Below are 21,638 nucleotides of genomic sequence, written 5' to 3'. Positions count from 1 at the left end.
GATGCACGATCTGGTTATCTTTGATTGCGACGGCGTTCTGGTCGATAGCGAGGTTTTGTCCAATCAGGTCATGGTCGACAATCTCGCCGGCCATGGCCTGCACTTGTCCTTAGCCGAATGCATGTCCCTGTTTGTTGGTGGCACCATGACCGGTGTGCGCGACAAGGCGCGCGAGCTGGGGGCTGATCTGCCGGATGACTGGACTGATCAAATCTATGCGGAAATCTACGAGACGCTGAAAGCAGGCACGCCTCTGGTCGCGGGTATCCGTGAATTGCTGGCGCAACTGGATGCAAGCGACATTCCCTACTGTGTCGCCTCAAATGGTCGGCCTGAGAAAATGAAGATCACTTTGGGCCAGAATGGTCTTTGGGAGCGTTTTCAAGATGTGATGTTTTCGGCTCAGGTGCTTGGAACGGGCAAGCCCGACCCGACCCTGTTCCTGACCGCTGCCCAGCATTTCGGCGCAACGGTGCCGGTTGTGATCGAAGACAGCGAAAACGGTGTCACCGCAGCAATGCGCGCCAATATGCGCTGCCTGGGCTATGCGGCCCATGATGATGGTGCGCGATTGGAAGAACTAGGGGCCGAAGTGTTCTCCGACATGTTACATGCGCCCAAGCTTTTGGGACTTTGAGCCATAAACGTGTTATGCTTGGTCCATGGACCGCGCTATCACACCTCCGCTCTGGGCTTTTTCGAAAGACGCTGACACCACAACTGGGCCTCCGCCCAAATCGATGCGCGCGCCGGTGTTCATTCACGACGCGGTCATCCCGTGGCGGGATGAAACCTTGCTACTGAAGCTACTACGCGATCAGGCGACCGATCAGGACGAATAGGTCGGGTGATATTTGCCGCCCGGTGACAAGGTGAAAATCTCAACCCCATCTGCGGTCACACCGACCGAATGCTCGAACTGCGCCGACAGCGATTTGTCGCGGGTCACGGCAGTCCAGTCATCGGACAGTGTCTTGGTTTCAGGACGCCCCAGATTGACCATCGGCTCGATGGTAAAGAACATGCCCTCTTCCAACACAGCTCCGGTACCCGGACGCCCATAGTGCAGGACATTTGGTGGCGCGTGGAACACCCTGCCCAGACCGTGGCCGCAGAAATCGCGTACAACGCTCATCCGATGCGCCTCGACATAGGCCTGAATGGCGTGGCCGATATCGCCGAAGGTATTGCCCGGCTTGACCATCTCGATACCCTTGAACAGCGCGTCGTGGGTCACCTGAATCAGCCGTTCGGCCTTGCGCGGCAATTTACCCGCCACATACATGCGCGACGTATCACCGAACCAGCCATCAACGATGACGGTCACGTCGATATTCAGAATGTCGCCATCCTTCAGCTTTTTGTCACCCGGAATGCCGTGACAGACCACGTGGTTCACGCTGATGCAGCTGGCGTGCTGATAACCCTTGTAGCCAATGGTTGCCGATTCCGCGCCTGCATCCTCGACCATCTGAGTGATCAGCCCGTCAATCGCACCGGTGGTCTGGCCGACAAAAACATGTTCAGCAATGTCATCCAATATCCGCGCAGCCAGCGCCCCTGCCGCATGCATGCCGGCAAAGTCACTCTGTTCATAGATGCGGATACCGTCTTTGGTCAGACGGCCACGATGTTCTTTCATCGGTGCGGGACTCCAAATATTTCACGCAGCACTTCTTTTACGCTGCTTGTGCAGAAAGTACCAGAGGGCTCGGTTTTCAACTAGTAAATAGGGTCTATCAAAGAAGTTTCTAGCCCGCGCCCCATTGCCGGGCGGGCTCAACCCAGACGCCTTCGGGCGTGATCCGAGTTCCAACGACAAAGCGTTCAACCCCAATCGCTGCCTCAAACGCCGCCGCATAGGCTGGGTCAATATCATCGGCCAGTGCAAACCGATCGCAATCGGTCCTCTGCACCAGATAAAGCATGATCGCCCGATGGCCCTGTACGGCCATCTTTGCCAGTTCGCCCAAATGTTTGGTGCCGCGTGCGGTGACGCTGTCGGGAAACTCGGCGAGGCCCGCTTGGCGTGAGAGGGTGACGCTTTTGACCTCGACATAAGCATCGGGTAGGCCCGGCCCAGTCAGCAGGAAATCGATACGGCTGTTTTCACCGTATTTGACCTCGGGGCGCACGGTTTCATAGGCGGCCAGCTCGGGGATTTCACGCGCCTCGAGCGCCAACCGAAGCGCCTTGTTGGGGACTGATGTGTCGACCCCTGTGAAATGCCCGTTCTCATGATCGACCAGCCGCCAGCCGTATTTCAGCTTTTTCTTCGGATCGTCGTTGGGCTCCAGCCAGATTTTCTCACCCGGTTCTGCCAGCCCCATCATTGAGCCCGGATTGGCGCAATGGGCTGTCACCTCGCGCCCGTCTTCCAGCCTGCAGTCTGCCAGAAAGCGTTTGTAGCGGCGGATCAGTCGAGCGGGGACAAGGGGGGTTTCAAATCGCATGGCCAAGGGCCTATACCTGCCCTAACGGTCGATCAAGAGGGAGGGCGCGTCATGGCCAATCCAACCGCTGCAATGTTGGTGATCGGGGATGAGATCCTTTCGGGCCGCACCCGCGATGCCAATATGCATTATCTGGCTGGAGAGCTGACCAAACACGGCATTGACCTGAAAGAGGTGCGCATTGTCAGCGATGATGCACCCGCGATTGAGGCAGCCGTAAGGGCGCTATCAGAGGCCCATGACCATGTGTTTACCAGTGGTGGTATTGGTCCGACCCATGACGACATCACCGCTGACTGCATCGCCCGTGCCTTTGGCGTGCATATCGATGTTCGCGACGACGCGCGTGCATTGCTTGAGGCGCATTACGAGAAATCCGGGCTGGAGCTGAACGACGCTCGCCTGCGCATGGCGCGTATTCCGGAAGGGGCCGAATTGATCGACAACCCGGTCTCGACCGCGCCCGGCTTTACCATCAACAACGTCCATGTCATGGCCGGGGTGCCTTTGGTTTTTCAGGCCATGGTTGCGAGTGTTCTGCCTTCGCTCATCGGAGGTAGCCCGCTTTTGTCGCAGACGCTGCGTGTGGATCGGGGTGAAGGCGATATTGCAGCAACTTTGGCCGCACTGGCCAAAGACTTCGGCGATCTTTCGATCGGCTGTTATCCGTTTCAGACGAATGGCGTCTTCGGAGCCAACGTCGTCGTGCGCGGCACCGAGGGTGGACGGATCGATGCCGCCATGACCCGCCTTGCGAAAGAGATCGAGCTTTGAATCCCGATTGGGCCGCTGTTGTCGATGGCACATGGCCTGCCGCCGGCTATCAAACGCAAGGCCCACTTCGACTGCGGCAAGGACAGGGCGGAGGTTCACGCGTTTCTGCCGCCAATCGCACCGGGGACGTCACCAGCGCCGATATCGATGCGGCCGAAAGCGCCATGCAGGCGATGGGTCAAAAACGCATCTTCTGCCTGCGTCCGGGGGATGAGGCGCTGGATGCAATGCTTGCGCAACGCGGCTACGACATCCTTGATCCGGTCAATATTTATTCCTGCCCGGCGCAGCAGTTGACCGATATCCCGATCCCGCGCGTGACTGTTTTCAACATCTGGGAACCGCTGGCCATCATGCGTGAGATCTGGGCGCAGGGCGGTATCGGCCCCGAACGGATTGCGATCATGTACCGGGCACCGGGCCCAAAGACCGGCCTTTTGTTGCGCCACAGCGATCAGCCCGCAGGAACAGGCTTCGTGGCGATCCATGAAGGTATCGCGATGGTTCACGCGCTCGAAATCCTGCCGGATCACCGCCGCAAGGGGTTGGGCCAGTGGGCCATGCGCGCCGCGGCCTTTTGGGCGCTGGACAATGGCGCGCAGACGCTTAGCGTGATCTGTACCAAGGCGAACGCGGGGGCCAATGGCCTCTATCACTCGCTTGGGATGAAGATCGTCGGAGAATACCACTATCGCCAGCGCGTCTGAGGAGGACGAATTGACAAAACAGGACATGCCCACTGCCCTGGATCTGCCAATGGTGGACCCACTACCGTCAGAGACGCAGAAATACTTTGATATCTGTGTTGAGAAACTGGGAATGGTGCCGAATGTCCTGCGCGCCTATGCCTTCGATATCGACAAGCTGAATGCCTTCACTTCGATGTATAATGATCTGATGCTGGCCGATAGCGGGCTGGCCAAGCTGGAACGCGAGATGATTGCGGTCGTGGTGTCCTCGATCAACAAATGCTTCTACTGCCTCGTGGCTCATGGCGCAGCGGTGCGGCAGCTTTCGGGCGATCCGCAGCTGGGTGAGATGCTGGTCATGAACTACCGCGTCGCCAAATTGGACGCGCGCCAACGTGCAATGCTGGATTTCGCAGCCAAGATGACTACCGCCAGCACCACAATCGAAGAGCCCGATCGCCAGCTTTTACGTGATGTCGGGTTTTCGGATCGCGATATCTGGGACATTGCCAATGTCACCGGTTTCTTCAATATGACCAACCGCGTGGCCAGTGCCACTGCCATGGTCCCGAACCCCGAGTATCACGCACAGTTCCGATGATCCGTTTCCTGTTCCTTAGCCTCCTTTTGGCCGTGCCTGTGCAGGCGCAGGAACTGACGTTGCCCGCCAGCGCCCGGCAGATTTCGGATCGCACCAGTGCATTGGACAGCTACGACCTGCCAACCGGCGTGTTTGCCGACGGCGCAGTTCCATCCCGCACTGTCGAAGGGCGTGTCGAGCGGCTAACATGGCGTCTGCAGGCCGGGTCCAGCACGACGCTGCAAATTCTTGCACCGCTTCGGGATCAGCTTCAGGCGCAAGGTTTCGAGATCACGTTTGAATGCGAGGCACGCAATTGTGGCGGGTTCGATTTCCGCTTTGGCACCGAAGTGGTGCCGACGCCTGACATGTATGTGGCGATCCACGATTACCGTTTTCTATCCGCCTCCCGCGGTGACGAAGTGCTGAGCCTGCTGGTCAGCCGCAACCCGCCGGATGGCTATGTGCAGATGATCCGGGTAACCCCGCAAGGTACGCAGCCTGCGCAGCCACTTGTGATCGAGGAAACTGTTGAGGGCCCTGCCGGGTTGCTAAACGATCTCAGCAGTACCGGACATGTCATCCTTGATGACCTGCACTTTCGCACCGGCGAAGTCGCGCTGGGCGAAGGGCCGTTTGCCTCGCTGGCGCTGCTTGCGGGCTATTTGGCCGACAATCCTTCGACCCGTTTGGCGCTGGTAGGGCACACGGATGATACGGGCGCATTGCAGGCCAATATTGCGGTCAGCACCAAACGGGCGGAAGCCGTGCGTGCGCGCCTGATCGAAGCGCACGGTGTTGCCGCCGACCGGATCGAGGCGCAGGGCGTAGGCTATCTTGCGCCCATTACCTCTAACGCTACGCCCGAGGGCCGCGATCTCAATCGCCGGGTCGAGGCGGTGTTGCTGGTCAACTAGCAGGCGCGAGCACCGCGGACGCCCTGTGTCCCTCTTGCCCTGATGGCGCGGCCTGATGCACACTTGCAGCTAATCGGTGCGTCTGTCTTGCCATCAGGCCTGTTGGCAGGCAGTCCCACCAGTCACCATGCTTTGGGAGGAATGCGTCATGGCATCCAAAACCGAAGATACCACTCCGCCGGATAACACGGTCCCACAGCAATCCATGCCCGAGGTTAACAGGCTGACGGCCGAGGATATTACCGCATCGCTGAAGGCCGGGTTTTCCGACTTCCTCGCACACCCGGTCATGAGCGGCTTTTTCGGCCTGTTCTACGCGGTTTTCGGCATCCTGTTCGTTTGGTGCCTGGTCGGGCTTGGTAAGATCTGGATGATCATTCCTGCCGCCGTAGGCTTTCCGCTGGTTGCCCCATTTGCGGCCGCCGGGCTTTATGAAATGTCCCGTAGGATGCAGAAAGGGGAAAGCTTCGGTTGGTCCGAAATCCTCAGCGTCATGGCCCATCAACGCAAGCGCGAGATGGGTTGGATGGCCTTTGTCACCCTGTTCATTTTCTGGGTATGGACCTACCAAATCCGCCTTTGGCTGGCGATCATCCTGCAAAAGGCGTCCTTCTCGGATTTCGAAGGGTTCATGAACACCATCTTCTTCACACCGCAAGGCTGGACCTTTCTGGCGGTCGGCACCTGTATCGGCGCTTTTTTGTCGGCGGTCCTGTTCTCGGTGACTGTGGTGGCCATGCCCATGCTTCTGGATCGGGAAACCAACTTTGTTTCCGCCATGCTCACTTCCATTCGCGTGGTCGCTGAAAGCCCGGTGGTAATGCTCAGTTGGGCGGCGATCATCTCGGTTACCATGCTGTTGTCGCTGGTTCCGGCGTTTCTGGGGCTGATTTTCACGCTGCCGATCCTGGGCCATACCACGTGGCACCTGTATCAGCGGGCCGTATCACCAGAGACTAACTGATGCATCGCTAGACAAAAAAAGACCCGTGCCATTCAGCACGGGCCGTTTAGGTGCCACAGGGAGAATTCTACCAATCCATCGGACCCTTTTCAGCAAAGGACTCGACAAGAAAATCAATGAACGCCCGCACCTTGGGCTGGGTGAACCGGCCCGGCGGGTAGACCGCATAGACGCCCTGAACCTCATCCGGTAGCGATGGCATGGCGTCTACCACCTCGCCCGATTTCAGTGCTTCGGCATATAGATAGCTGGGCAGATGCGCGATCCCAAGCCCCGAGATCGCGGCGTTCAGCAGCGACTGCCCGTCATTCACGCTCAGCCAGCCAGCAGTGCGGACCTGACGCTTCTCGCCCGAAGGCGCCGTCAGCTTCCACACGCTGCCCGAGGATTGGCTGGAGTAATGCAGCAGTTTGTGCTCGTTCAAATCGTCGATCTTCTGCGGGCGTCCGAACTGCTCGATATATCTCGGCGACGCGACCATGCGTTTCACTGTTTCGGTCAGCTTGCGGGCGCGCAGCGTGCTGTCTTCCAGCTCGCCAATGCGCACGGCCACGTCAAAGCCTTCGGAAATCAGCTCAACATAGCGGTTGTTCAGAACCATGTTCACGGTGATGTCCGGATAGGCCGACAGGAAGTCCGACAGGACCGGCGACAGGTGATTGACGCCAAAATCTGTTGCCACAGAGATCCGCAGCAGACCAGAAGGCGCAGATTGCATCGAAGTCACCAGCGCATCCGCTTCGCCTGCGTCGTTCAGCACGCGACGGGCGCGATCATAATAGGCCAACCCGATCTCGGTTGGCGAAACCCGGCGCGTTGTCCGGTTCAAAAGCCTTGCCCCCAACCGCGCCTCAAGGCTCGAGACGTGTTTAGACACGGCTGATTTGGAGATGCCCATTTTCTTGGCCGCGTCGGTGAAACCACCCTGGTCCACCACGTTGGAAAAGGCCTCCATTTCAGTTAGTCGATCCATTCTCGTTCCCCAGGTCTTCCGTTCGTTGTCTCTTTATCGCGATCAATCTGGGCAAGAACTGGGCAGACATGGGATAATATCAGGGTTTTGAATCGGATCGTTTGCAACTAGGAAACGCCCGGACCTATATGCCGCGGACCATGCCTTTCGATACAAAACCCCGTTTTCTGGACTTTTTTCCAATCGTGCTATGATGAGAATGGCATTTTTGTGACCACGGAGGAGACTATGAAAGCCCTATTTGCTATCATTACCCTGTGTCTGACCGCCAGCCTCGTGTGGGCCGGGGGGGAAACACCATCGAATCCAGATGCGAAGGTCTATTTCGTGAACTTGTCTGACGGGGACACCGTGCAATCACCTGTGACCGTAGTCTTTGGCCTCAGCGGCATGGGCGTTGCCCCTGCAGGAACCGAGAAGGAAAATACAGGGCACCATCACCTCCTGATTGATCGCCCACCACTTGGGCAGGGAGAAGACGGTGCGGACGAACTGTCATACGGTCTGCCCGCAGACGACAATCACATTCATTTCGGTGGCGGTCAGACTGAGGTGACTTTGGAACTTGCTCCGGGTGAGCATACTTTGCAGCTGGTGCTTGGGGATGCAGGCCACGTCCCTCATGCGACGCCCATTGTGTCCGAGGTGATTACGATCACAGTGGAGTAACAATTCACCTCCGCCGCAAAACGCGATTATGCGGCGGCAGGCAGCAGGAATATATCGCGGGCAAGCTGCGTGTTGAGACGGTCCGCAGAATACCATTGGTTGAGTACTGACTTGGCCATCAGGTCGGAATTTTCCTGTGCGAAACTCTTAAAGTCAGTAGCTTGCGTGTTGGCCAGCCGCTCTGCGATCAGGCTCATGAATGCGTAGGTGATTGTCAGATTGAACTTGTTCGGTGCGCCTGCGTTCGCTGCTAACGTGCGAATTCCCTTGGCGTAGATCGCTGCGGCATCGATGAAATCATACTTGCGTAGCAGGTCATAAGCGACTTGCACATGTTCGGCGTGTCCGAACGTTGCGTTGTCGATTGCGTGTGCTTCAAATGCGATGGTGACGTCGGCGTATCGCGATGCGCTCATTCTTCATCCTCCTTGAAACGGTGGCTGTCTTCAGCTGTCCAATCGAAGTCGTAGACACTTTTGAGTTGTTTGATCTTCTTCAGCGTCTCTTCAGAGAAGGCTGGCTTGTTCTCAAAGCTGTGCAGCGCGATGCCCTCAATCAGGTCGCCAAGGGTCATGTCCAGCGATTCTGCCAGCCCTTTGAGAACTTTCAGAAGCCGCTTCTCGATTCGAATTCCTGTTTGGGTGCGTTCTATTTTCTGACTCATGTGGTACATATGTATATTGATAACAGTTGAGTCAAGGAAAACGAAAAAAGCCGCCTCTTCCGGGGCGGCTTTCTCCAGCGCACTGGCATTACAACGTCAGAACGCTGCCGCCAGACGTGTGCCCTGATTGATCGCACGTTTGGCGTCCAGCTCGGCTGCCACATCTGCGCCACCAATCACATGCGGGGTCATTCCACGTTCGATCAGCTCATCCGCCAGCGACCGGTCCGAGACCTGCCCGGCACATAGGACGATCGACTCGGCTGCGATCACGGTTGGATCATCGCGGGTTTCGCCAAAGCTGACATGCAGGCCGTCCTCGTCGATGCGCTCATAATTCACACCACCAACGAAACTGACGTCCTTCATCTTTAATGTCGCGCGGTGGATCCAGCCCGTTGTCTTTCCCAGCCCCTTGCCGTGACGCTGTGCCTTGCGCTGCAGCAGCGTGACCTGCCGTGCTGGTGCTTCGGGCTGCGGGCCCTCGGGGGCCAGGCCCGAGCGGTGTTCTGCGGGGTCGGTCACGCCCCATTCCTTCATCCACAATGGAAGGTCCGTGGTTGGGCTGTGACCGTCTTCCAACAGGAATTCGGAGACATCGAACCCGATGCCTCCGGCCCCGATCACGGCGACGGTGCTGCCGACCTTGGCCTTGTCGCGCAGCACGTCGATGTAGCTGAGCACATTATCCCGATCCTGGCCGGGAATCTGTGGATCACGAGGAGTGACACCGGTGGCGATGACCACCTCATCATAACCGATCAGATCATCTGCGCTGACTTCGCGGTTCAGTTCGACCGTCACGCCTAGGTCGTCCATCATGGTGCGATACCAGTCGACCAGTCCCCAGAACTCTTCTTTCCCTGGCACCTGTTTGGCCATGTTCAACTGCCCGCCTATCTCGGCGGCGCGATCAAACAGGGTTACATCATGGCCGCGCTGGGCAGCTGTCATCGCGGTGGACAAACCTGCAGGGCCAGCGCCGACAACGGCCACTGTCTTGCGTGTCTCGGCCTTGCCGATCACCAATTCGGTCTCATGACAGGCGCGCGGATTGACCAGGCATGAGGTCAGCTTGCCGCTGAAAGTGTGGTCCAGACAGGCCTGATTGCATGCGATACACGGCGCGATCTTCGCGGCTTCATCTGCAATCGCCTTGTTCACGAAATCCGCGTCGGCCAGCATGGGCCGCGCCAGAGACACCATATCGGCGCAACCGGTCGATAGAACTTCTTCGGCAACCTCAGGCGTGTTGATCCGGTTCGAGGTGATCACTGGAATCCCGACTTTACCCATCAGCTTCTTGGTGACCCACGCAAACGCAGCACGGGGAACGCTGGTGGCAATCGTCGGAATCCGCGCCTCATGCCAACCGATACCGGTGTTGATGATCGTTGCCCCGGCCTGCTCAATCCGCTGCGCAAGTTCAACGACTTCGTCATGGGTCGACCCATTGGGCACAAGATCAATCATCGAAAGGCGATAGATGATGATGAAATCGCTCCCCACGGCTTCCCGCGTGCGGCGCACCACCTCAATGGGCAGACGCATCCTGTTCTCGTATGACCCACCCCAGCGATCCTCGCGCTTGTTGGTGTGGGTCACGAGGAACTGGTTCAGGAAATACCCCTCGGAGCCCATGATCTCGACTCCGTCATAGCCCGCCTTCTGGGCCAGAACAGCCGCGTTGACGATATCGCCGATCTGCTTCTCGATGCCCTCTTCGTCCAGCTCATGCGGCGGAAACGGAGAAATTGGAGATTTCACCGGGCTGGGGGCGACGCATTTCGGCCCATAGGCGTACCGCCCCGCATGCAGGATTTGCATGGCGATCTTGCCGCCAGCCTCATGCACGCGTCGGGTGACGATGGAATGGTTCGCCACCTCTGTATCGTTGGTCATCATCGAAGCCCCCGGCAGCACCGAGCCTTCAAGGTTTGGGCCAATCCCACCGGTCACCATCAGCGCCACACCGCCGCGCGCCCGGTCTGCGTAGAACTCGGCGACACGGTTCCAGTCGCCAGTCTCTTCTAGCCCGGTATGCATCGAGCCCATCAGCACGCGGTTCTTCAACGTGGTAAAGCCCAGATCCAGCGGGGCCAGCATGTTTGGGTACGCAGTCATGGCAAACTCTCCCTCCCGACTTTGACTGTCAGATTGACCTTCGCGTCACCTTTGTCACGCGAAACCTAACGTCATTCCCTTTGCCTTTACTGCGGCGCTTGCTAGAGACGCAGCAAAGCTTAATCACGAGGCCGCGCATGACCCCTGATGAAATCGCCAAACTGCCCTATCGCCCCTGCGTGGGACTGATGTTGATGAATGCCGAGGGTCTGATCTTTGTCGGTCAGCGCAATGATCGCCACAAGGACGCCTGGCAGATGCCTCAGGGCGGCGTGGACAAGGGCGAAGACCCGCGCGATGCGGCCCTGCGCGAGCTTTGGGAAGAAACTGGAGTGACCGCTGATCTTGTGGAAATCATCGCCGAGACCGACGGCTGGCTGCCCTATGACCTACCGCATGACATTGTGCCGAAAATCTGGAAGGGCCGGTATCGCGGGCAGGAGCAGAAATGGTACCTGATGCGGTTTCTGGGCCGGGATGATCAGATCGACATCGCCACCGAGCACCCCGAGTTCACCCATTGGAAATGGCAGACCACGACGCGGCTGGTCGATGAGATCGTGCCGTTCAAAAAGGACGTCTACCAGCAGGTGCTTTCTGCGTTTCAGCCGCATTTCGGGTAGTTCGGGTTAGGAACCAAGCGCCGTAATCACCGCTTTGGCCAGCGGCAGCGGGGAATAACCGGTATCGGACGGTGTAAGCCCCAATCGCACGATCACCAAATCACGCGAAGGGAATATCCCGACCGATTGCCCATCATGTCCGGCCATCCAGACCGCATCTTCGAACGGGGGTTCTCCACCCGGCACGTCGCGCCACAAGTGACCTTTGGCATATGCCCCGCCCGAGACAGCAACCGGTTCGAACATCCAGTCAGTGAACCCTTCGGGCAGAATTTGCTGCCCGTCCCATGTGCCGCCCTGCAGCAGGAATTGCCCATATCGTGCCCAATCCCGCGCTGTGGCGTACATATAGCTTGAGCCGACAAAGGTGTCAGAAACATCAGTTTCAAGTATGGCCGAGGTCATGCCCAGTGGCAGCAGGAGTGCGCGCTGCGGATAGGACAAGCTGTCATCTTTGACCTGATCCTGCCAGACCCGCGCCAAGACGGTGGATGTGCCCGACGAATAGTTGAATTCAGTATTTGGCTCAGCCTCGGCCTCAAGCGAAGTGACAAACCCCGCCATGTCGTCGCTCAGATATAACATCCGAGTCACGTCCGAGACGTCTCCATAGCCTTCGTTCCATCGCAGGCCGCTGGACATGGTCAACATATCCTCGACGGTAATGTGCTGCCGGTTGTCCTCTGCCCAATCGGGAAATGAATCGACCAGTGTATCCGTCAACTTCATCTGACCGGATTTTATCAGCGTTCCAATCAATCCAGAGGTTATGGTTTTGGTCATTGACCAGCCCAGAAGAGGGGTATTTTCGTCGAATCCATCCGCATAAGCCTCACCAATGATCCGGCCATCATGCACCACAACTACGGCGCGGAAGCCCTCTCCCAGAATGGTCGGGTCCGACAGAACCATTGCCAATTTGGAGTTCTGCGTTGGGGCCACTGTGGTGCCTTCCGGCCAAAGTGCATCAGACAGCGCGGGCAGAGTGTTTAGCTGGGCGTTGACCGGTTGGGCCTCATGCGTATTCGCACATCCCAGCCCCTCGCGATATTGGCTGGTCGCAGGGGCGAAGATCCCGAGTAGCTTTGCAGATACTGATTGCGCCTCGGGGTCAACCGAGACCGAGACGTGTTTCAGCAACGGATGCCCGGGCGCCTGCACATCAACCGCCAGTACCTCCTGCGCATCCCGCCCGGCGATGAACACGTTAGAACAGACGATCTTGGCCGAATAGTTGGTCCCGACTCGCAACAGGTCGGGCGGAGAGATCAGCAGGTACCCAACGCCGGCCACAAGCCCCAACGCCAATGTTCCTGCGGTGATCCTGAGTGCTCTGCCCAACATGAATTGGCTCCCCCCTTACATCCAAAAAAAGGGTAGCCATCCCGAAATGTGACGCACCAGCGTTACGTTGCGTTTCGCGGGATCAGAGCAATCCCTCAGCCCGCAGCAATTCCTGCATATTCGCCTCGGGCCGGGGGCCGATATGGCTGATGACTTCGCGTGCGCAGACGTTGCCAATTTTTGCGCAGGTCTCGTAATCGCGGCCCGTCGCCATGCCGAACAGGAATCCGGCGGCGAATTGATCGCCCGCGCCGGTCGCGTCCACCGGTACGACCTTTTCAACCGGTACATCGATGCGCGCGTTGCCGTTCAGAACAGTCACCCCGTCGCCCGACCGGGTGCAAACGACCAGAGGGCAAATCTCGGCCGTTTTCGCCAGCGCCTCCTCAAGATCGTCGGTTTCGAACAGCGATTTGATCTCGGCCTCGTTGCCGATTACAAAATCCAGCTCATTCTCGATCAGCAGCAGGAAATCGACCCGGTGCCGTTCTACACAGAACGGGTCAGAAATGGCGATGCCCGCCTTGCCGCCACCCTTGTGGCAGTTGCGCGCGGCCTCCAGGAATGCCGCCTTGCCCTTTTCCTTGTCGAACAGATAGCCTTCGAGGAACATGATTTGACTGTTGCCCGCAACGTCTTCCGAGACATCCCGAGAAGACAGCTCGGACGAAATACCCAGATAGGTGTTCATCGACCGCTCGCCATCCGGTGAGACAAAGATCATTGAACGCGAGGTCGGCAGCTCGCCCCCCGGCACCGGCGGGTTCACGAAATCCACCCCATCCTCGTTCATCGCATCCGCATAGAACCGGCCCAGAGCGTCATCATGCACCCGCCCGATAAAGGCCGAATCCAGACCCAACGCACCCGCCCCGGCGATGGTGTTGGCAACCGAGCCACCCGGAGTCTGCACCCGGCCTTCCATCGAGGCATACAGTACCTCGCCGCGCTCCTGTTCGATCAGCTGCATGATGCCCTTTTCGATGCCCATCAGCTCAAGGAAACTGTCATCGGCTTGGGAAATCACGTCCACAACGGCGTTTCCGATGCCGGTCAGTTGGTAGGTTTTCATAGAGTCTTGTCCTCAAATTCGCAGAGATCGCGGATGATACAGGTAGGGCACTGCGGTTTGCGTGCCTTGCAGTGATAGCGGCCATGCAGGATCAGCCAGTGATGCGCATGCAGCTGAAAGTCGGTCGGTATGTTGTCTTCGATGGCGCGTTCGACGGCGTCCACATTCTTGCCCGGGCAGATGCCGGTGCGGTTGCCGACGCGAAAGATATGCGTGTCCACGGCCTGCGCCGGATATCGCCACCACATGTTTAGGACAACATTGGCTGTCTTGCGCCCCACACCCGGTAGCGATTGAAGCGCCGCGCGGGAGTTGGGCACCTCACCGCCATAGTCTTCGACCAGAATGCGACTCAGCTTGATTACGTTCTTGGCCTTCTGGCGGAACAGGCCGATGGTCTTGATATGTTCGATCAGACCTTCTTCGCCCAGATCCAGCATCTTCTGTGGCGTGTCGGCGATCTTGAATAGCGCGCGCGTAGCCTTGTTGACGCCGGCATCGGTCGCCTGCGCTGACAGTGCGACGGCAACGACCAGAGTATAGACGTTTACATGCTCCAACTCGCCCTTGGGTTCAGGGTCAGCGTCGTGAAAACGCGTAAAGATCTCGCGGATCTTGTGGTATCCGAGTTGTTTGGCCATCCGAGCCTTAATGCCCTGCCAGGCAAGCGGTCGCAATTGAAAAGGTGCGTTTTGGTTTTGCCTGGGCGCGGGTCTTGGTCGATTTATCCCTATGCCTCACGTCTGCAGTCGGAAATCCACCCCCGCCGTTGCAAGTTGATCCCTGATCCCCTGCCACCGGTTCGGATCAGCTGCCAGTACAGCCGCCGGATCGATCTGAACCCGATATCCTCGATTGAGCGCGCCCTGCGCGGTCTTACTCACGCAATGACACCCGTCCAACCCTGTCAGAACCAGCGTTCCGATCCGTTTGTCTTGCAGGAACCGTTCAAAGCCCGGCGAAGAAAAGGCGTCACCTACGGATTTTACAAACTCGGCATCGGGATTCAGCGCAAGACGCGGATCCAACCCAACTCCGTCGGAACCTGCGTTGCCGCGCCCCTGATTGAACCACCCGTTCAGCAAGTTCGCCAGCCGTCCCTTGAATTCATGACGGATGGCAATCACGGACCAGTCAGACTGGCGGGCGCTGTCCGTCGTTGACCGGATCGTCGACAAGGCACCTTCAATTTGTGCGTCATCCCAGGTGGGTATCGAGGTAAAATCTGTTTGCATATCGATCACCAGCAGCGCCGTTTCAGGCCGCGATGCCAGGTCTATTTTGGCTCCGGTTGTCGGAGTGCCAATCTTTCGGATTTGCAAGAGGATGTACAACACGGCGATCATGATGCTTGCCGCCATTATCCAAAAGACGGTCATGTCAGGCCTCCTTGGCGAGTTCTGCGAAATAGCGGGTCAGGGCCAGCTGAACCTTGTGGTAGGCGGCAAGCTCTGACGCAGAAAAATCCTGTGCAAAGCGTGTCAGCTTGGCCATCTCATCCGCTCTGATTGCCCTGATCGTCTCTTCGCCCGCAGGGCTCAGCCGGTAGCAGTAGGTGCCTGCACGTTTGGGATTGGGCTGGCTTTCGATCAGCTGTGCACCCATCAACTCTTTTAAGATGCGCGAGACATATTGTCGTTTCAGCTGCAGCTCGGCGCATAGCACCGGGGCTGTCGCGCCGGGAGATAGCGACAGACCTTCCAAAAGGGCACGTTGCCCGACGGTCACGCCTTTGCGCTGGCTGCCCTGCTCAACTGCTGCCGTGATGTTCCGCAGCAAAGGCCGGGTGGCCTGAACTGCCTGATAAAGCTGATCCAACCTGTGTCCCATACCTGAATGGTAGGAGAAATCGATTTGATTCGTCAACTCAGTTGACAAGATAAAGCGCAGGTTCCGGGTCGCAAGATCGACAGGGGCAAGTTACTGTTCCTGTAACTGATGAGGTGACCGATGAACGTCCAGACAGCAGAAAGCGGATATCATTATAACGTCATGCGGCGCGCGATCGAATTGATCGATCAAGGCGGAGAGAGTCTCAGTCTTGATGAGTTGGCTCGCCAGATGGATATGAGCCCTGCCCACTTTCAGCGTCTGTTCTCACGCTGGACCGGGGTCTCGCCGAAGCGATACCAGCAATACCTGACTCTCGGCCATGCCAAAGCTCTGTTGCACGAGCGTTTCACCACGCTGGAAACCGCTCATAATGTGGGGCTGTCCGGCAGTGGGCGGCTGCATGACCTGTTCCTGAAATGGGAATCCATGAGCCCCGGTGAATATGCCCGCAAAGGCGCAGGTCTCACGATCTACTGGGGCTGGTTCGAATGCCCCTTTGGCCCTGCGCTGGTTATGGGAACTGACAAGGGAATCTGTGGAATCGCATTTGGGGCCGAGACAGGCGAGGAGGCGGCGATGGAAGACATGATCTCTCGTTGGCCCAATGCTGATTTTGTCGAGGACCCGATGCGCCTGCGGCCTTGGGTGCTCAGCGCGTTCGGTGCGGCCAGCGACCGGTTGGAGCCGACCCCGCTCTACCTGATCGGCTCACCACTGCAGATCAAGGTATGGGAAGCGCTGATGCACATCCCCTCGGGGCAGGTCACCACCTATTCCGAGATCGCGCAGCGGATCGGCTCACCCCAAGCGGTGCGCGCCGTGGGCACCGCAGTTGGGCGGAACCCGGTCAGTTGGCTGATCCCCTGCCACCGTGCCTTGCGCAAATCGGGCGGCTTGGGCGGCTACCACTGGGGACTGCCCGTCAAACGCGCCATGCTGGCCTATGAGGCGGCGCAGGCCGACGCCTGATTGACATTCTGGCGTGTCGTTGCCATATGCACGGCAGGTTCGGGTCCCCTGCCGTTCGCGGCCTTAGGCTTTGGTGAAACCCGATTGAATCACATCTGTTGCCCTTTCCAGGCGCGCGGATGGCAATGCGAACCCCGTCCAGATTTCGCGCCCGTTTCAGGAAACGAGGCACACCATGACACATACTCAGAACATCGCTCCGGTTGCGGAGCTGAAAGAGCAGGCAAAACGCCTGCGCAAACGCCTGCAGGACGCCGGAGTGAAGCTATCGCATAGCGAGGCGCTGGAACTGTTGGCGCATCAACTCGGTGCGCGGGATTGGAACACGTTGCACGCGATGGCAGGAAATCGAGTGCAGTTGCGCGTTGGTGACCGGGTTGAGGGCCGATATCTGGGTCAGCCCTTCACCGCCGAAATCCGCGGTCTGACCATGATTGGGGATGGCGGACATCGCCGGGTGACCCTTCAGTTCGACGTGCCCGTAGATGTGGTCCGGTTCGACAGTTTTTCCTCCCTTCGCCAGCGGGTGACAGGTGAGATTGGCTGGGATGGTCGATCCACCCGTCACACATCGGACGGAGAGCCGCAGCTTATCGTCCGACCTGCGTAAGAAACAAAGCGAGGCACCCTTAGGGTGCCTCACATTTTGATACCACCAAAACCGGGTTATTCGGCAGCCCAGCCCCCGACGGCCTTGACCTCAAGGAAGTCCTCCAAGCCCCAAACCCCGCCTTCGCGGCCATTGCCGGACTGTTTCATCCCACCAAACGGGGACCCAGCGCTGCGCGACTGGCCGTTCATCTCAACCATGCCCGAGCGCAAGACGCGAGCCATTCGGTTGGCGCGTGCACCGTCTTGGGTCTGAACATAATTGGTCAGCCCGTAAGGTGTGTCATTGGCAATCTCGATGGCTTCTTCTTCGGTGTCGAAGGGGATCATAGTCAGAACCGGGCCAAAGATCTCCTCGCGCGCGATCGTCATCTGGTTATTGGCATCGGCAAAAACCGTTGGGCGCACATAATAGCCCTTGTTCAGCCCCTCTGGCCGACCCGTGCCGCCTGCAACCAGACGCGCGCCCTCATCAATTCCTTTCTGGATCAGGTCCTGAATTTTGGTCCACTGCACTTCGTTCACCACCGGTCCGATATGTCGGCCTTCCTCGGCGGCACTGCCGACGGTGACCTTGTTCGCCACTTCGGCGGCTGTCTCAACCGCCTGATCATAGATCGGACGCTGCACCAGCATCCGGCTGGGCGCGTTACAGCTTTGACCGGTGTTGTTCATCATGTGCAGGACGCCGCGTTTTACCGCCTTTTCGTCGGCATCGGCGAAGACTACATTGGCCCCTTTGCCGCCCAGTTCCAGATGCACTTTCTTCAGTGTATCCGCCGCATTCTTGGAAATCGCCGTGCCCGCGCGGGTCGAACCGGTGAAGCTGACCATATCAACATCTGCGTGCCCCGAGAGCTGAGAGCCCACGCCCACGCCATCGCCATTCACCAGGTTGAAAACACCAGCCGGGAAGCCAGCCTCATCCATCATCTCAGCAAAGATCATCGCGTTCAGCGGGCTTTGCTCGGACGGTTTCAGCACCATCGTGCAGCCCGCAATCGCCGCCGCGCCGACCTTGAGCGTGACCTGATTCATCGGCCAATTCCATGGGGTGATCAGGGCTGCCACACCCACCGCTTCATAGATGATCCGGTCATTCGGCGCATGATCGCCCAACGGACGTTCGAATTGGAACGCCTTGGCGGCACGGATGAAGTTTTTCAGGTGATAGATCCCCGCGCCCGATTGCTGGCTGCGCGCCATATCGATCGGTGCACCCATCTCCATCGACATCGCCTGGGCCAGATCCTCTGAGCGGGTGGCGTAAATATCGACCAGTTTCTCGACCAAAGCGATGCGCTCGTCCACCGGGGTTGCCATCCAACCAGGCAGAGCAGCTTTGGCCGCAGCAACCGCGGCGTTAGTGTCAGCCTCTGACCCTAGCGAGATCACCGCGCATGGTTCTTCGGTCGACGGGTCGATCACTTCGAAATCATTCGGCTCTGATGGGGCGACCCATTTGCCGTTGATATAGAAATCGCGTTTTTCGATCATGGCTCATCCTCCGGATCAGGAATCAATCGACCGAACGGTCGGTTTTCATTCGCACTCTGTCACCCACCCGGGTGTCGGGCAAGGGTAAAACATAATTTGATCAAATTATCTACCTACTGAATCTTCTGACAGCGCAACATGAATGGTTTAACCTCTGCGCAAAGTGATTAGGTTGGCAGCAATCGACTCGCGATTTTTCACAGGAAAGGAGTTTCCCAATGGGTTTGCGCATCAATGATACGGTCCCGAATTTCACCGCAGAGACAGATCAGGGCACCGTCCAGTTTCATGACTGGATTGGCGATAGCTGGGCCATCCTGTTCTCACACCCCAAGGACTTCACTCCTGTTTGCACGACCGAGTTTTCGGCAGTTGCGCAGCTGAACGATGAATGGGCGGCGCGGAACACCAAAGTGATCGGCGTGTCGGTCGATGGTGTCGAAGATCATAAGAAGTGGAAAAAAGATATCGAGGCCTATGGCAACGCCAACCCCGGCTTCCCGATCATCGCCGATGACGGTCTGGCTGTGTCCAAAGCCTTCGACATGCTGCCGGCCGAGGCCTATCTGCCCGACGGCCGCACGCCTGCCGACAGCGCAACTGTACGCTCTGTCTTTATCATCGGACCCGATAAGCAGTTGAAACTGTCCATGACCTACCCGATGACCGTGGGCCGCAACTTTGCCGAGATTCTGCGTGCGCTGGATGGCCTGCAGATGAGCGCCAAGGGCGTGGCAACCCCCGCAAATTGGGTGCCGGGTGAGGATGTGATCATTCCACCTGCGGTCTCCAACGATGAGGCAAAAGAGAAGTTCGGCGAGTTCGAGACGATCTTCCCCTATCTGCGCAAAACCAAAGCGCCGTCGTAATCGGATCAACGGGCAGGGGGCGAAAGCCCCCGCCTTCTTCTAATGCGCAAACGCCGAGGTTGCGCCGCAAGGTGCAGATAGCTCCGGGCGCAGCATCTGCACTTCGTACGGTTTCAGAACCGGCAGCACCGTATCACCATAGCCGCCTGTATCGGAATGAAGCTCAGGGAACAGCTCGAATAGTTCCTCCTTCACTGCACTGCTCATCGCGTCCAGCGTATATCCGCCGGGATAAAACGATTCCGACCACAATCCTTCGACATTCACCAGCTCATGCTGGTCGAATAGAATGTGAATGTACTCGACGCCCCCGCTTGGCGGTACTTGCGTGATAGACTTGCCGTTGAGCAGAGACTTGGCCGTCGCCAACATCAGCGGGTGACTATGATGCAATTCCAATGCAGGTGAGGACACGACAACCCGATGCTGAGGTGACAGCAGCAGATCTCGCGATGGTGTCTGCGGCCCAAGACTGCCCGCACTGATCCGGATCGGGCAATGCTTAGGGGTCTGTCTCAGATCCGCCTCACTCAGCCGTCGCCGACCCACCCAGCGCACGGCCCGACCGGTGCCATCTGCGGTGATCACATGATCGCCTGCTTTTACTTCTTCGATCAGACGCTGGCCCGACGGTGTCAGAATATGTGACCCCGAAGTAAAGCAGACAAAGCTGGGAAGGTTATCATATTCGACCGCAGGTGCAGTACTCTGGGCCAGTGAGTTGCCTGTCAGTACATCGTTAACAGCAACGTTTCCCGAGGTCACAACGATGTATTGCGTACCCGAGAATTGCAGCAGTGTGTAGGTGACCGGTGCACCTCCGACCGTCGCGCTGTAGCCTTCAAATATCTGAAAGCTGCCGGAGTTGCTCAGCCCGGGGATTGGGAGGGTATCGAACTGTTGGCTGCCGTTGTTGTCCGGATTTTCGAGAAAATTATCATCATCAGTAATGGTGACCTGAAACCCCTGGGTCACCGTCACACTGGGGTTGCCAAACGGATCTCCGTCGATCTCAAAGATGGTGATAGAGGCCAAAGCGCGGCGACGTCCCAGATGATTTGGATTTCCTTAACTTTGAGCTAACTCAACTTAGAAGTGTTAACATATCGTTTACCGTGACGCGCAGGGCTCGAAAGCGGCACTGATCGAAAAAGGCAGATTGGCTATGGTTGGATCGACTGTGGGCACGCCTGCCGAGGCGGTGGTTGGGATCGGATACGTCAGTTGAACGCGGTCTCGCTGCCAAAGGATTGTAGCTTCTGATGGAAACTGAAAGCCGCGCTGACTGCGTTGACCAGGCGAAACATTGCCATGATGTTCGATACCACAGAGGCTGCGTATCTCGAGGCGATTAACTGGGATCCGATTTTGGACGTCGAAAGGTTGCGTTGAAGGCAACCGTGACGCGGCTTTCTTTACTTTGGTTTGGGTGGACCCAATGAGTCAGATAGGATGGAAAAAGGATCATTTCGCCGGCTGCCGGGCGCAGCTTCTTTTTGTTCCGAAACGCACTCGCCTGAAGTATGCGCCAGTGAGGCAACTCGTTTCGGGGGTCGAGAAACTCAATCATTCCAGACGAACCTTCTTCGATCTCGGGTTGAGAAACATAGTACACTCCAGACCAATGCGCGCCGGGATGAGTATGCGGCGCATTGTACCCGCCGGAAGGATTGTCGTTTATCCACCCGAACAGTTTCAGGCGAAGTTTATCCGGTTCAACCTTGTCTGAGACCTTTCGTGTTATTTGAAACACTGCATCTTCGGCCGCGTCTCGCAAATTCTGAATAGCGGGCGTATCGCGATCAAAGAGGTTTCCGTTTGAGTGCCATCCGCCGCGATTGGATTTTGAGGCACCCTCGTCTTCCTCACGCATCTTTTCGGCCTCAAACAGAATCGCCGCATTAAGCGCTGCACTGTTAGGCACCACAAATCGCATCATTGGAGTAGAGAAGAGCTTTTCGAATTTCTTGGCTTCGGGCATATCCTCGGTGTCACCTTCAAAAACTACATTGCTG

26 protein-coding genes are annotated in these 21,638 nt (G+C 57.7%); 12 read left to right on the top strand and 14 right to left on the bottom strand.

Annotated features, from left to right (window positions below; genetic code table 11):
* Position 1: 1 nt before the first annotated feature.
* Both ACR0MJ_RS11050 and ACR0MJ_RS11045 read left to right on the top strand, forming a co-directional pair.
* Complete coding sequence (locus ACR0MJ_RS11050) at positions 2-637, top strand: HAD family hydrolase (protein ID WP_170408526.1); 636 nt, start codon at positions 2-4, stop codon at positions 635-637.
* Between the two features lie 25 nt (positions 638-662).
* Positions 663-842 carry a hypothetical protein gene (locus ACR0MJ_RS11045; protein WP_480760975.1) on the top strand — a complete coding sequence of 60 codons (180 nt, stop codon included), beginning with the start codon at positions 663-665 and terminating at the stop codon, positions 840-842.
* Here ACR0MJ_RS11045 and map read toward each other — a convergent pair.
* On the bottom strand, positions 830-1,642 hold the full coding sequence (gene map / locus ACR0MJ_RS11040) for a type I methionyl aminopeptidase (protein ID WP_170394785.1): 813 nt from the start codon (positions 1,640-1,642) through the stop codon (positions 830-832). The genes ACR0MJ_RS11045 and map overlap by 13 nt on opposite strands.
* Positions 1,643-1,751: 109 nt before the next feature.
* A complete protein-coding gene (gene sfsA / locus ACR0MJ_RS11035; RefSeq protein WP_170426107.1) occupies positions 1,752-2,453 on the bottom strand; it encodes a DNA/RNA nuclease SfsA in 702 nt (233 codons plus the stop codon).
* Between the two features lie 51 nt (positions 2,454-2,504).
* Between sfsA and ACR0MJ_RS11030 the strand changes: the two genes are divergently transcribed.
* The 5 genes from ACR0MJ_RS11030 to ACR0MJ_RS11010 all read left to right on the top strand — a co-directional run bounded on the left by ACR0MJ_RS11030 (position 2,505) and on the right by ACR0MJ_RS11010 (position 6,377).
* A complete protein-coding gene (locus ACR0MJ_RS11030; RefSeq protein ID WP_170394779.1) occupies positions 2,505-3,227 on the top strand; it encodes a molybdopterin-binding protein in 723 nt (240 codons plus the stop codon).
* Positions 3,224-3,934, top strand: a complete 711-nt coding sequence (locus ACR0MJ_RS11025) for a GNAT family N-acetyltransferase (RefSeq protein ID WP_170408523.1) — start codon at positions 3,224-3,226, stop codon at positions 3,932-3,934. The genes ACR0MJ_RS11030 and ACR0MJ_RS11025 overlap by 4 nt, the downstream gene beginning before the upstream one ends.
* Before the next feature lie 10 nt (positions 3,935-3,944).
* On the top strand, positions 3,945-4,517 hold the full coding sequence (locus ACR0MJ_RS11020; RefSeq protein ID WP_170408522.1) for a peroxidase-related enzyme: 573 nt from the start codon (positions 3,945-3,947) through the stop codon (positions 4,515-4,517).
* Positions 4,514-5,413 (top strand): OmpA family protein, encoded by a 900-nt coding sequence (locus tag ACR0MJ_RS11015; protein WP_170394770.1) that lies wholly within the window; start codon positions 4,514-4,516, stop codon positions 5,411-5,413. The genes ACR0MJ_RS11020 and ACR0MJ_RS11015 overlap by 4 nt, the downstream gene beginning before the upstream one ends.
* A gap of 148 nt (positions 5,414-5,561) precedes the next feature.
* Positions 5,562-6,377 (top strand): DUF2189 domain-containing protein, encoded by an 816-nt coding sequence (locus ACR0MJ_RS11010; protein WP_170514036.1) that lies wholly within the window; start codon positions 5,562-5,564, stop codon positions 6,375-6,377.
* A 67-nt stretch (positions 6,378-6,444) separates the two neighbouring features.
* On the opposite strand, the gene ACR0MJ_RS11005 is transcribed toward ACR0MJ_RS11010, so the two are convergent.
* A complete protein-coding gene (locus tag ACR0MJ_RS11005; RefSeq protein ID WP_170394766.1) occupies positions 6,445-7,350 on the bottom strand; it encodes a LysR family transcriptional regulator in 906 nt (301 codons plus the stop codon).
* Between the two features lie 228 nt (positions 7,351-7,578).
* On the opposite strand from ACR0MJ_RS11005, the gene ACR0MJ_RS11000 reads away from it, so the two are divergent.
* The gene (locus ACR0MJ_RS11000; RefSeq protein WP_170426115.1) at positions 7,579-8,019 is read left to right on the top strand and encodes a DUF4399 domain-containing protein; all 441 of its coding nucleotides are present in this window, start codon (positions 7,579-7,581) and stop codon (positions 8,017-8,019) included.
* 26 nt (positions 8,020-8,045) lie between these two features.
* On the opposite strand, the gene ACR0MJ_RS10995 is transcribed toward ACR0MJ_RS11000, so the two are convergent.
* The 3 genes from ACR0MJ_RS10995 to ACR0MJ_RS10985 all read right to left on the bottom strand — a co-directional run bounded on the left by ACR0MJ_RS10995 (position 8,046) and on the right by ACR0MJ_RS10985 (position 10,807).
* The gene (locus tag ACR0MJ_RS10995; RefSeq protein WP_170426117.1) at positions 8,046-8,435 is read right to left on the bottom strand and encodes a hypothetical protein; all 390 of its coding nucleotides are present in this window, start codon (positions 8,433-8,435) and stop codon (positions 8,046-8,048) included.
* Entirely contained in the window at positions 8,432-8,683 is a 252-nt protein-coding gene (locus tag ACR0MJ_RS10990) for a hypothetical protein (RefSeq protein ID WP_170394756.1), read from the bottom strand. The genes ACR0MJ_RS10995 and ACR0MJ_RS10990 overlap by 4 nt, the downstream gene beginning before the upstream one ends.
* 96 nt (positions 8,684-8,779) lie before the next feature.
* The gene (locus ACR0MJ_RS10985; protein ID WP_480760971.1) at positions 8,780-10,807 is read right to left on the bottom strand and encodes a 2,4-dienoyl-CoA reductase FMN-binding domain-containing protein; all 2,028 of its coding nucleotides are present in this window, start codon (positions 10,805-10,807) and stop codon (positions 8,780-8,782) included.
* A 137-nt stretch (positions 10,808-10,944) separates the two neighbouring features.
* Between ACR0MJ_RS10985 and ACR0MJ_RS10980 the strand changes: the two genes are divergently transcribed.
* Positions 10,945-11,430: an RNA pyrophosphohydrolase gene (locus tag ACR0MJ_RS10980; RefSeq protein WP_170408516.1), complete on the top strand. Its 486-nt coding sequence runs from the start codon at positions 10,945-10,947 to the stop codon at positions 11,428-11,430.
* A 6-nt stretch (positions 11,431-11,436) separates the two neighbouring features.
* On the opposite strand, the gene ACR0MJ_RS10975 is transcribed toward ACR0MJ_RS10980, so the two are convergent.
* The 5 genes from ACR0MJ_RS10975 to ACR0MJ_RS10955 form a co-directional block, all read right to left on the bottom strand.
* Entirely contained in the window at positions 11,437-12,774 is a 1,338-nt protein-coding gene (locus tag ACR0MJ_RS10975) for a serine hydrolase domain-containing protein (protein WP_480760967.1), read from the bottom strand.
* A gap of 82 nt (positions 12,775-12,856) precedes the next feature.
* A complete protein-coding gene (locus ACR0MJ_RS10970) occupies positions 12,857-13,846 on the bottom strand; it encodes an adenosine kinase (protein ID WP_170466608.1) in 990 nt (329 codons plus the stop codon).
* Entirely contained in the window at positions 13,843-14,487 is a 645-nt protein-coding gene (gene nth / locus ACR0MJ_RS10965; RefSeq protein ID WP_170598366.1) for an endonuclease III, read from the bottom strand. The genes ACR0MJ_RS10970 and nth overlap by 4 nt, the downstream gene beginning before the upstream one ends.
* 96 nt (positions 14,488-14,583) lie before the next feature.
* Positions 14,584-15,225, bottom strand: coding sequence for a cysteine hydrolase family protein (locus ACR0MJ_RS10960; RefSeq protein ID WP_480760965.1), 642 nt, complete (start codon positions 15,223-15,225; stop codon positions 14,584-14,586).
* Between the two features lies 1 nt (position 15,226).
* Positions 15,227-15,676 carry a MarR family winged helix-turn-helix transcriptional regulator gene (locus ACR0MJ_RS10955; protein WP_480760963.1) on the bottom strand — a complete coding sequence of 150 codons (450 nt, stop codon included), beginning with the start codon at positions 15,674-15,676 and terminating at the stop codon, positions 15,227-15,229.
* A gap of 120 nt (positions 15,677-15,796) precedes the next feature.
* Here ACR0MJ_RS10955 and ACR0MJ_RS10950 point away from each other — a divergent pair, with 120 nt between their 5' ends.
* A complete protein-coding gene (locus tag ACR0MJ_RS10950) occupies positions 15,797-16,648 on the top strand; it encodes a bifunctional helix-turn-helix domain-containing protein/methylated-DNA--[protein]-cysteine S-methyltransferase (protein ID WP_480760961.1) in 852 nt (283 codons plus the stop codon).
* Positions 16,649-16,823: 175 nt separating this feature from the next.
* Positions 16,824-17,258 (top strand): glyoxalase superfamily protein, encoded by a 435-nt coding sequence (locus ACR0MJ_RS10945; protein WP_170408510.1) that lies wholly within the window; start codon positions 16,824-16,826, stop codon positions 17,256-17,258.
* A 56-nt stretch (positions 17,259-17,314) separates the two neighbouring features.
* Here the strand turns inward: ACR0MJ_RS10945 and ACR0MJ_RS10940 are convergent, their stop codons facing one another.
* Complete coding sequence (locus tag ACR0MJ_RS10940) at positions 17,315-18,754, bottom strand: aldehyde dehydrogenase family protein (protein WP_170515067.1); 1,440 nt, start codon at positions 18,752-18,754, stop codon at positions 17,315-17,317.
* A gap of 218 nt (positions 18,755-18,972) precedes the next feature.
* Here ACR0MJ_RS10940 and ACR0MJ_RS10935 point away from each other — a divergent pair, with 218 nt between their 5' ends.
* Positions 18,973-19,623, top strand: a complete 651-nt coding sequence (locus ACR0MJ_RS10935) for a peroxiredoxin (protein WP_170408508.1) — start codon at positions 18,973-18,975, stop codon at positions 19,621-19,623.
* A gap of 39 nt (positions 19,624-19,662) precedes the next feature.
* Here the strand turns inward: ACR0MJ_RS10935 and ACR0MJ_RS10930 are convergent, their stop codons facing one another.
* Together ACR0MJ_RS10930 and ACR0MJ_RS10925 are read right to left on the bottom strand one after the other, a co-directional pair.
* Entirely contained in the window at positions 19,663-20,658 is a 996-nt protein-coding gene (locus ACR0MJ_RS10930) for a Hint domain-containing protein (RefSeq protein WP_170426140.1), read from the bottom strand.
* A gap of 316 nt (positions 20,659-20,974) precedes the next feature.
* Positions 20,975-21,604 (bottom strand): TIGR02466 family protein, encoded by a 630-nt coding sequence (locus ACR0MJ_RS10925; RefSeq protein WP_170737211.1) that lies wholly within the window; start codon positions 21,602-21,604, stop codon positions 20,975-20,977.
* Positions 21,605-21,638 lie beyond the last annotated feature (34 nt).

The organism is Ruegeria sp. C6 (assembly GCF_056537625.1).
Note: the sequence above shows the minus strand (reverse complement) of the source record. Positions and strands in the feature narration are given on the sequence as shown.

Excerpts from the sequence above, each read along its gene's own strand:
- ACR0MJ_RS11050 (WP_170408526.1), top strand. The coding sequence starts at position 2 with ATGCACGATCTGGTTATCTTTGATTGCGACGGCGTTCTGGTCGATAGC.
- ACR0MJ_RS11045 (WP_480760975.1), top strand. The coding sequence starts at position 663 with ATGGACCGCGCTATCACACCTCCGCTCTGGGCTTTTTCGAAAGACGCT.
- map (WP_170394785.1), bottom strand. The coding sequence starts at position 1,642 with ATGAAAGAACATCGTGGCCGTCTGACCAAAGACGGTATCCGCATCTAT.
- sfsA (WP_170426107.1), bottom strand. The coding sequence starts at position 2,453 with ATGCGATTTGAAACCCCCCTTGTCCCCGCTCGACTGATCCGCCGCTAC.
- ACR0MJ_RS11030 (WP_170394779.1), top strand. The coding sequence starts at position 2,505 with ATGGCCAATCCAACCGCTGCAATGTTGGTGATCGGGGATGAGATCCTT.
- ACR0MJ_RS11015 (WP_170394770.1), top strand. The coding sequence starts at position 4,514 with ATGATCCGTTTCCTGTTCCTTAGCCTCCTTTTGGCCGTGCCTGTGCAG.
- ACR0MJ_RS11010 (WP_170514036.1), top strand. The coding sequence starts at position 5,562 with ATGGCATCCAAAACCGAAGATACCACTCCGCCGGATAACACGGTCCCA.
- ACR0MJ_RS11005 (WP_170394766.1), bottom strand. The coding sequence starts at position 7,350 with ATGGATCGACTAACTGAAATGGAGGCCTTTTCCAACGTGGTGGACCAG.
- ACR0MJ_RS11000 (WP_170426115.1), top strand. The coding sequence starts at position 7,579 with ATGAAAGCCCTATTTGCTATCATTACCCTGTGTCTGACCGCCAGCCTC.
- ACR0MJ_RS10995 (WP_170426117.1), bottom strand. The coding sequence starts at position 8,435 with ATGAGCGCATCGCGATACGCCGACGTCACCATCGCATTTGAAGCACAC.
- ACR0MJ_RS10990 (WP_170394756.1), bottom strand. The coding sequence starts at position 8,683 with ATGAGTCAGAAAATAGAACGCACCCAAACAGGAATTCGAATCGAGAAG.
- ACR0MJ_RS10985 (WP_480760971.1), bottom strand. The coding sequence starts at position 10,807 with ATGACTGCGTACCCAAACATGCTGGCCCCGCTGGATCTGGGCTTTACC.
- ACR0MJ_RS10980 (WP_170408516.1), top strand. The coding sequence starts at position 10,945 with ATGACCCCTGATGAAATCGCCAAACTGCCCTATCGCCCCTGCGTGGGA.
- ACR0MJ_RS10975 (WP_480760967.1), bottom strand. The coding sequence starts at position 12,774 with ATGTTGGGCAGAGCACTCAGGATCACCGCAGGAACATTGGCGTTGGGG.
- ACR0MJ_RS10970 (WP_170466608.1), bottom strand. The coding sequence starts at position 13,846 with ATGAAAACCTACCAACTGACCGGCATCGGAAACGCCGTTGTGGACGTG.
- nth (WP_170598366.1), bottom strand. The coding sequence starts at position 14,487 with ATGGCCAAACAACTCGGATACCACAAGATCCGCGAGATCTTTACGCGT.
- ACR0MJ_RS10960 (WP_480760965.1), bottom strand. The coding sequence starts at position 15,225 with ATGACCGTCTTTTGGATAATGGCGGCAAGCATCATGATCGCCGTGTTG.
- ACR0MJ_RS10955 (WP_480760963.1), bottom strand. The coding sequence starts at position 15,676 with ATGGGACACAGGTTGGATCAGCTTTATCAGGCAGTTCAGGCCACCCGG.
- ACR0MJ_RS10950 (WP_480760961.1), top strand. The coding sequence starts at position 15,797 with ATGAACGTCCAGACAGCAGAAAGCGGATATCATTATAACGTCATGCGG.
- ACR0MJ_RS10945 (WP_170408510.1), top strand. The coding sequence starts at position 16,824 with ATGACACATACTCAGAACATCGCTCCGGTTGCGGAGCTGAAAGAGCAG.
- ACR0MJ_RS10940 (WP_170515067.1), bottom strand. The coding sequence starts at position 18,754 with ATGATCGAAAAACGCGATTTCTATATCAACGGCAAATGGGTCGCCCCA.
- ACR0MJ_RS10935 (WP_170408508.1), top strand. The coding sequence starts at position 18,973 with ATGGGTTTGCGCATCAATGATACGGTCCCGAATTTCACCGCAGAGACA.
- ACR0MJ_RS10925 (WP_170737211.1), bottom strand. The coding sequence starts at position 21,604 with ATGCCCGAAGCCAAGAAATTCGAAAAGCTCTTCTCTACTCCAATGATG.